Raw genomic sequence first — 8,067 nt, forward strand, 5'->3', positions numbered from 1 at the left:
CTGGCCACCTCGACGTTCGAGTACCTGCCCGGCATCCCGATCCACCGCTCGACCGACTTCGTCACGTGGGAGCTCATCGGTCACGTCGCGACGCGCCCGGGTCAGCTCGGCGTCGACGAGGTGCGCACCGCCGGCGGCGCGTGGGCGCCGACCCTACGACACCGCGACGGGGTCTTCCACCTGGTCGTGACGGATGCCATGGGTCGGGGCATGCTCCACTTCACCGCGACCGATCCGGCCGGGCCGTGGAGCGACGGCGACCTCATCGTCGACAGGGACGGCCGTGCCTCGCTCGACGGCATCGACCCGGACATCGCGTGGGATGCCGACGGCACCGTCATCGTGACCTACTCCGGTCTGGTGCTCGGCGGCCCGGATGCCGGTCGCCATCTCGGCATCCTGCAGGCACGCGTCGACCTGGACACGCACCGCGCGCTCGAGGAGCCGCGGTCGCTGTGGTCGGGCACCGGGGGTCAGTTCCCCGAGGCGCCGCACCTGTACGAGATCGACGGGCGCTGGTATCTGCTCATCGCCGAGGGCGGCACCGAGCGCGGGCACGGCGTCTCGATCGCCCGCGCCGATCGCCCCGAGGGACCGTTCGAGACGGGACCGGCCAACCCGCTCGTCTCGGCACGTTCCACGATCCGTCCGGTCCAGAACACCGGACACGGCGATCTCGTCATCGGTCCCGACGGCGAGTGGCTGTGCGTCCTGCTGGGGGTCCGTCCGCGCAGCATGACGCGCGCGTTCTCGGCCCTCGGCCGCGAGACGTTCGTCACCCCCGTGCACTGCCACGAGGACGGCTGGCCGACGATGGAACCGGTGGCGCTGAACGCGGGCCCCGGCACCCGCGTGGAGGTGGCCTTCGCCGCGGACGCACCGCTGGACGGCGAGTGGATCACGCCCCGGCGTCTGCCCACCGAGCTCGCGGACCTGACCTCGCGGCCCGGGTGGCTCGTCCTCCGCTCCGACGGATCGACGCTCGACGACCCGCGCCCCGTGTTCGTCGGCCGCCGACAGGAGCACCTGACCCAGACCACGTCGGTCGCCGTCGACTGCACCGCGGGCGTGGGCGGCCTCGCCTGCCGCTACGACGAGAACTTCCACGTCGAGATCGAAGCGGGGGCCGGGCGCGTCGTGGCGCGCGCGGTGGTCGCCGGCCTCGTGCAGGAGTGGGACGCCCCGATCGACGCGGACGTCGTGACCCTGCACATCTCGTCGGAGCGTCCCGTCTCCGAGGGAGGGTTCGCGCGCACCAGCGACGTCTTCCGCCTCGCCGCCGAGGTCGACGGCCGGCGCATCGAGCTCGCCGAGGTCGACGGGCGATTCCTCTCGTCCGAGACGGCCGAGTCCTTCACGGGCCGCGTCGTGGGCGTGTACGTCCGCGCCGGACGTGTGGATGCCACGAGCTGGATCGCCGAGGGGCACGACGAGTGAGCGTCACCGAGGTGATCGTGCGGGCCGAGCTGCGCGAGGACACCGCCTTCGTCGCGACGGCCCGACCCCGACTGTCGTGGCGCGTGCGGACCGAGACACGGGACTGGCGGCAGGCCGGGGCGGAAGTGACCGACGGGAGGGACACCGTCACGCTGGACGGCGACGCGTCCGTCCTCGTGGCGTGGCCGTTCGCCCCCATGGCGCCCGGCGAGGTCCGGTCGGTGCGGGTGCGCGTGACCGACACCGCGGGCGGCGCGAGCGACTGGAGCGCCCCGCTCGAGGTGGCCGCGGGATTCCTCGGCGAGGGCGAATGGGTGGCCGAGCCGATCGGTCTCGCCTCGCCCGAGGCCGAGGCGCAGCCGGCACTGGTGCGGACGGTGTTCCACCTGGACCGCCCCGTGCGCCGTGCCCTGCTGTTCTGGACGGCGCTCGGCGTCGCCGAACCCGAGCTCAACGGCTCCCGGGTGAGCGACGACGTCCTCTCCCCCGGCTGGACGGCGTACCGCGACCGCCTCGTGCACGAGACGGTCGATGTCACCGCGCACCTCACCCCGGGCGAGAACGTCCTGGGGGCGGCGATCGCAGGGGCCTGGTACACCGAAAAGTACGGCTTCTTCGTCTTCACGGATCGCGTGTACGGCGGCCAGCCGGCGTTCCTCGCGCAGTTGCGCGTGACCTACGACGACGGCACCACCGAGACCCTCGCCGCGACGGGACCCGAGTGGGAGGCCTCGACCGGAGGGTGCGTCCGGGCGAGCGGCATCTACGCCGGCGAGCATCAGGACCTGCGCCGCGCCGGCGAGACCGCGACGACGCCGGCTGACGGCGTGACCTGGATGCCGGCCCGGATCGGGGCCGTCGCCCGCCCCGGCTACGCGTCGGTACCCGTGCCCGAGGCCCGCATCGCTCCTCCCGTGCGCCGCATCGAGTCCTTGCCCGTGGCCGCGCGCCTGCGGACGCCCTCGGGCGGCACCGTCCTCGACTTCGGACAGAACCTCGTCGGACGCCTGCGCGTGCGCGTGCGCGGAGCTGCCGGCACGCGCGTGAGCATCCGGCACGCCGAAGTGCTCGACGACGGCGAGCTGGCGCTCCGCCCGTTGCGCAACGCCCGGGCCGAGGCATCCTTCGACCTCTCCGGCGACGAGGACGTGCTCGAGAGCCGCTTCACGTTCTACGGCTTCCGGTATGCGCAGATCGAGGGCGTCGAGGTCGCCGACGACGACGTCGAGGCCGTCGTCCTGCACAGCGACCTGGTGCGGACGGGGTGGTTCTCGTCCTCGCACGGGCTCCTGGACCGTCTGCACGAGAACGTTGTGTGGGGCATGCGGGGGAACTTCTTGTCGATCCCGACCGACTGCCCCCAGCGCGACGAGCGCCTGGGCTGGACGGGCGACCTGCAGGTCTTCGCGCCCACAGCGAGTTTCCTGTACGACAGCGTCGGGTTCCTCACGTCGTGGCTGCGCGACCTCGCCCACGAACAGGAGCGCCAGGACGGCGTCGTCCCCGTCGTCATCCCGGCCGCCCTCCCGTCCTTCGCGGGAGGTGGCCCCGTCGCCGCCTGGGGAGACGCGGCCACGGTCGTGCCGAGCGTCCTGCACGAGCGATTCGGCGACCGCGAGGTGCTCGCCGCCCAGTACCCGAGCATGCGCGCCTGGGTCGAGGCCGTCCGCCGCGACGCCGGGGAGAGCGGCTTGTGGGCCGGACGCATGCAGCTCGGCGACTGGCTCGATGCGTCGGCTCCACCGGACAAACCGGGACGGGCGAAGGTCGACGCCGACATCGTCGCGACGGCCTCCTTCGCCCGATCGCTGCGGCTCGTCGCCGAGGCCGCCGAGATCCTCGGGCGCCACGAGGATGCCGCCCTCTACGGCGACCTGGCCGAACGCAGCCGCCGAGCCTTCGTGTCCGAGTACGTCACCCCCGCCGGGCGCATGATGAGCGACGCCCCCACGGCGTACGCGCTCGCCCTGCGGTTCGACCTCGTCCGCGACGTGCCGACGCGTCGCGCGCTGGCCGACCGCCTCGCCGCGCTCGTGCGCGAGGGCGGGTACCGCATCGGCACCGGCTTCGTGGGCACTCCGCTCGTCACGGACGCCCTGAGCGACGGCGGACACCTCGCCGCGGCGGAGCGTCTGCTGCTGCAGACCGAGTGCCCGTCCTGGCTCTACCCGGTGACGATGGGGGCGACGACGGTGTGGGAGCGCTGGGACAGCCTGCTGCCGGACGGCTCGGTGAACCCCGGCGAGATGACGTCGTTCAACCACTACGCGCTGGGCGCGGTCGCCGACTGGCTGCACCGGACCGTCGCTGGCCTCGCGCCGGCGGCACCGGGGTACCGCCGCCTGCGGATCGCCCCGCGTCCTCTCGCGGCGTTGGACCACGCCTCGGCACGACACGAGACGCCGTACGGCGCGGCCGAGGTCGCCTGGCGACGCGAGGGGAACGTCGTCCGGGTCACCGCCGTGGTGCCCCCGAACACGACCGCCGACGTCGATCTCCCCGGCATCCCGAACGGACCGTCGTGCTGCCGGCGGCATCCCCTCGTCCCCCGCTCCCGGGGCTGGAGGCGTCGCTCGCGGACGTCATGGACGACCCGCGCGCGTACGCGGCGCTCCTCGAGGCGCTGAGCGAGGCCGCCCCCGAGCGGGTCGACACCGTCCGCGGCGAAACCGTCTGGGGAGCGGGCCGGCCGCTCTCCAGCGCCCTGATGTTCACTCCCCCCGACGTGCTCGCCCGCGTGGATCGCGCCGTCCGCGACGCCACCGGCGCCGTCTGACCCCGAATCGAGGACCCTCATGTTCGACCGCCGCTCCCTCTTCGGCGATGCCCTCGACCACCCCGGCGCCCGGGCCGTGCTCGAGCGCTTCCTGCCCGGCGTCGCCGCTTCCCCCATGGCGACGCAGTTCCGCGGCGGCCGCCTCGGCCAGCTCGTCGCGATCGTGCCGAGCCTGCAGGACCCGGAGCATCGGGCGGCGTTCTGGGAGGCGCTCGCCGAGATCGGTGACGGCGACGTGCGCCCGCCGTACGCGCCGGCGATCGCCCCCTCGGCCACCTACGAGGGCGCCGAGGTCGCCCGCGCCTCCGCACGCGTGCGACCGACGCCGGCGACGACACGGTGGGGCCTCATCGAGGTCCGCGTCGACGGCCCCTCGCACGGCAACCCCTTCGTCGACGTGGACGCCCACGCGACCTTCCGCCGCCCCGATGGCTCCACGGCGCGCGTCGGCGGGTTCTACGACGGCGACGGCGAGTGGGTCTTCCGCGCGCTGGCGGACACCGAGGGCGAGTGGACGTTCGAGACGGATGCCACGACCCGGTCCCTCGACGGACTGACCGGATCTGCCCACGTGGGGCCGGCGGCATCCGGGGCCCACGGTCCGGTCCGCGTCGACGGCTTCCATTTCCGGCACGCGGACGGCACGCGGCACCGCCCGCTCGGAACCACCGCGTACGCGTGGACCCACCAGCCCGACGCCCTGCAGGAGCAGACGCTCGCCACGCTCACGGACGGACCGTTCCGCAAACTCCGCATGTGCGTGTTCCCGAAGTCGTACCTGTTCAACGCCAACGAGCCCGAGGACTTCGTCTTTCCGGGGTCGCTGACGGAGGGCTTCGACCTCGAGCGCTTCGACCCCGCCCACTTCCGCCGACTCGAACGGCGCCTCGCTCAGCTCGCCGAGCGGGACATCGAGGCCGACCTCATCCTGTTCCACGCCTACGACCGCTGGGGCTTCGCCGATCTCGGACCCGCCGTCGACGACCGCTACGTGCGCTACGTCGTCCGGCGACTGGCCGCATTCTCGAACGTGTGGTGGTCGCTGGCCAACGAGTACGACCTCGTGTGGGGGAAGGACGAGGACGACTGGGAGCGCATCGCCGCGATCGTCGGCGAAGAGGATCCGTTCGCCCACTTGATCTCGATCCACAACTGCCGCCCGTTCTACGACTACTCCCGACCGTGGATCACCCATGCCAGCGTGCAGCGCGTCGACGTGTACCGCACCGCGGAGAACACCGACGAGTGGCGCGAACGGTGGGGGAAGCCGGTCGTCATCGACGAGTGCGCCTACGAGGGCGACATCGACCAGGGGTGGGGCAACATCACCGGCGAAGAGATGACGCGCCGGTTCTGGGAAGCGGCCGTGCGCGGCGGGTACGTCGGTCACGGCGAGACCTATCTTCCCGCGCCCGTCGGCGAGGCGATCATGCCCGCGACGGCGGGAGACGACGACGAGGTGCTGTGGTGGGCCAAGGGCGGCGTCCTGCACGGGTCCTCCCCCGCCCGCATCGGCTTTCTCGAGCGCATCCTCGACGAGATCCCCGACGGCGTGCTGGACCCGGCCCCCTCGGACTGGGACGTCCCGTGGGCGCAGTCGAAGGACGGCTCGGTGCGCGTGGCCTACTTCGGCTTCAACCGTCCGCGCTTCCGCACCGTGCTGCTCGGCGAGGGCGAGTGGAAGGTCGAGGTCGTCGACACCTGGAACATGACGGTCGAGGCGGTACCCGGCACACACCGGGGTACCGTGCGCGTCGACCTGCCGGGACGGCAGTTCCTCGCTCTGCGCGTCACACGCGTCACGACGGGGGACCGGCCATAGCCCATCGCGTTCGTCGACGTAAAGCCCAATCCGAATCTCCCATCGTCTCCGAAGATGAATGCGAGGCGGCCGAACGGTCGCTGTCAGAACTCTGGGAGGTTCATCATGAGCTCGTCACCGAACCGCATCGTCGCCACCGTCTTCGGCGCCGTCTATCTGCTCGTCGGTCTGCTCGGCTTCGCCGTGACCGGCGGCGTCGGCTTCATCGCCACCGAGGGTGGGCTGCTGCTCGGCATCTTTGAGGTGAACCCGCTGCACAACATCGCGCACCTCCTGATCGGTGCCGCGCTACTGATCGCCGGCCTCGCGAACGCGCGCGCCGCCAAGGGCGTCAACACCACCGTCGGCGCCGTGTACCTGCTGCTGGGCATCATCGGCTTCTTCCTGGTGGGCACCGCCGCCAACATCCTCGCGCTGAACACGGCCGACCACTTCCTGCACCTCGCCAGCGCGGTCGTGCTGCTGGGTGTCGGCCTCGGCACCGAGCGCAACGTCCCCCGCACCGCGGCGGTCTGATCGTGAACGCTGCGACCTTCGTCCGGTCGTGGCCCTCCGTGTCCGCATGGGGGGCCGGGCTCATCGTGGCCTCCCTCGGTGCGGGCGCGATCGTCGGGCCCGGCTCCGGGGTCGCCTCGCGCGGCCTCGGAGCGGGGTTGGTCGTCCTGGGTGTGGCCTCGCTCGTCTGGGGCGGCGCCGTCCTGGCCCTGGGGCGACTCGTCGCACCCCGGGCCGCCCTCGCGGGAGTGCTGATCGCGCTGGTCGCCACGTCCGCCCTGATGTTCGTCCTCCCCGCGCACACGAGCGTGCTCGCCGTCGCTGCGGCCATGCTTCTGCTGGTCGTCGTTGGGGGCGCCGCTGCCGTGCACCTGCGCCGACGGGGCCGCTCCGCGGACTCCCCGCGTACCGCGCAGCCGATGAGCGTGGTCGGTCTTCTCGTGGCTGCCTCGGTCATCGCGGTGGTCGTCACCCCCGCCCTGGGCGCCGCGCAGAACGCGGTGCTGCTGCGCGACGACGGATCGGTCCCCGTCATCAGCCACGAGGGTCACTGATCCGGCCCCACCCCTCCCGCGTGATGGCACGCTGGAGGGGTGACGTCTCCTCCCCCGGTCCCGCCGCACGTCGCCCGATTGCGCGCGCGGCTCCTCACCGCTCTCGCGGGTGACCCGACCGGGATGGCCCCCTACGTCCGCGCGATCGCCGAGGGCGACGACGCGGGGTACTTCGTCGAGAACGGTCCCGCGTGGACCGTTCATGCCGGGATGGGGACCCTGGTGGCCGGCATCCGGGCTCTCCTGCTCCAGGCCCTGCACCCGGGGGCTCTGGCCGGGGTCCACGACTTCTCGCGCTACCGCGAGGATCCCATCGGCCGCCTCACCGGCACCGTGCGCTGGGTCATCACGCTCACGTATGGATCGACCACCCAAGCGGATGCCGAGACCGCCCGCGTCGGGCGTTTCCACCGCCGCGTCCAGGGCACGTACGTCGCCGGGGACGGCGGGGAGCGCGGCTACACCGCCGAAGACCGCGACCTCGTGCGCTGGGTGCACCTGGCCTTCACCGACGCGTTCCTGTCGAGCCACCAGGCCTACGGCGGGACGATCCCCGGCGGCCCTGATGCCTACGTCGCCGACTGGGCCACGGCCGGTCGCCTCATGCACATCCCCGATCCCCCGCTCACCGAGGCCGCGCTCCGCGGCGAACTCGACGGGTTCCTCGACCGCGGCGAGCTGCGCCGCGACGAGCGGGTCGACGACGTCGTGCGGTTCTTGAAGAAGCCGCCGTTCACGGGCCTCATGGGCATCGCCTACCGCGTGCTCTTCGCGGCGGCCGTGGCGACGATCCCCCCGCGCCTGCGCCGGATGCTCGGGGTGCGCCGGTCGTGGCTGCCGGTGAAGACCGCGCCCCGCCTCATCCTGCGGGTCACCGAGCGCGCGCTCGGCTCGGGCCCGCGCGCCCAGGACATGGCCCGGCTCCGACTGCGCCGGCTCGGGCTGTAGCCGGCTCGGGCTGTAGCCGCCGCCCCGCCCGGCAC

At 72.8% G+C, this 8,067-nt stretch carries 7 protein-coding genes; all 7 read left to right on the top strand.

The window, feature by feature from the left end:
• Nucleotides 1-1,437, top strand: a 1,437-nt coding sequence (locus tag LQV45_RS13165; protein WP_230007417.1) for a glycoside hydrolase family 43 protein, incomplete at its 5' end; no start/stop codon positions are given.
• A complete protein-coding gene (locus LQV45_RS13170; protein ID WP_230007418.1) occupies nucleotides 1,434-4,064 on the top strand; it encodes an alpha-L-rhamnosidase in 2,631 nt (876 codons plus the stop codon). The genes LQV45_RS13165 and LQV45_RS13170, both read left to right, overlap by 4 nt.
• Nucleotides 4,022-4,213 (top strand): hypothetical protein, encoded by a 192-nt coding sequence (locus tag LQV45_RS13175; RefSeq protein WP_230007419.1) that lies wholly within the window; start codon nucleotides 4,022-4,024, stop codon nucleotides 4,211-4,213. Before LQV45_RS13170 ends, LQV45_RS13175 begins: the two co-directional genes overlap by 43 nt.
• Before the next feature lie 19 nt (nucleotides 4,214-4,232).
• On the top strand, nucleotides 4,233-6,035 hold the full coding sequence (locus LQV45_RS13180; RefSeq protein WP_230007420.1) for a DUF5605 domain-containing protein: 1,803 nt from the start codon (nucleotides 4,233-4,235) through the stop codon (nucleotides 6,033-6,035).
• A gap of 105 nt (nucleotides 6,036-6,140) precedes the next feature.
• Nucleotides 6,141-6,551, top strand: coding sequence for a DUF4383 domain-containing protein (locus LQV45_RS13185; RefSeq protein WP_230007421.1), 411 nt, complete (start codon nucleotides 6,141-6,143; stop codon nucleotides 6,549-6,551).
• A gap of 2 nt (nucleotides 6,552-6,553) precedes the next feature.
• Entirely contained in the window at nucleotides 6,554-7,084 is a 531-nt protein-coding gene (locus LQV45_RS13190; protein ID WP_230007422.1) for a hypothetical protein, read from the top strand.
• 123 nt (nucleotides 7,085-7,207) lie between these two features.
• Nucleotides 7,208-8,032 carry an oxygenase MpaB family protein gene (locus LQV45_RS13195; protein WP_374208210.1) on the top strand — a complete coding sequence of 275 codons (825 nt, stop codon included), beginning with the start codon at nucleotides 7,208-7,210 and terminating at the stop codon, nucleotides 8,030-8,032.
• The last annotated feature ends 35 nt before the right edge of the window (nucleotides 8,033-8,067 follow it).

This window comes from Microbacterium sp. Bi128 (genome assembly GCF_918698205.1).

What these genes read in the sequence shown, in the direction of transcription:
- LQV45_RS13185 (WP_230007421.1), top strand. Translation starts at nt 6,141, where the DNA reads ATGAGCTCGTCACCGAACCGCATCGTCGCCACCGTCTTCGGCGCCGTC.
- LQV45_RS13175 (WP_230007419.1), top strand. Translation starts at nt 4,022, where the DNA reads ATGGACGACCCGCGCGCGTACGCGGCGCTCCTCGAGGCGCTGAGCGAG.
- LQV45_RS13195 (WP_374208210.1), top strand. Translation starts at nt 7,208, where the DNA reads ATGGCCCCCTACGTCCGCGCGATCGCCGAGGGCGACGACGCGGGGTAC.
- LQV45_RS13180 (WP_230007420.1), top strand. Translation starts at nt 4,233, where the DNA reads ATGTTCGACCGCCGCTCCCTCTTCGGCGATGCCCTCGACCACCCCGGC.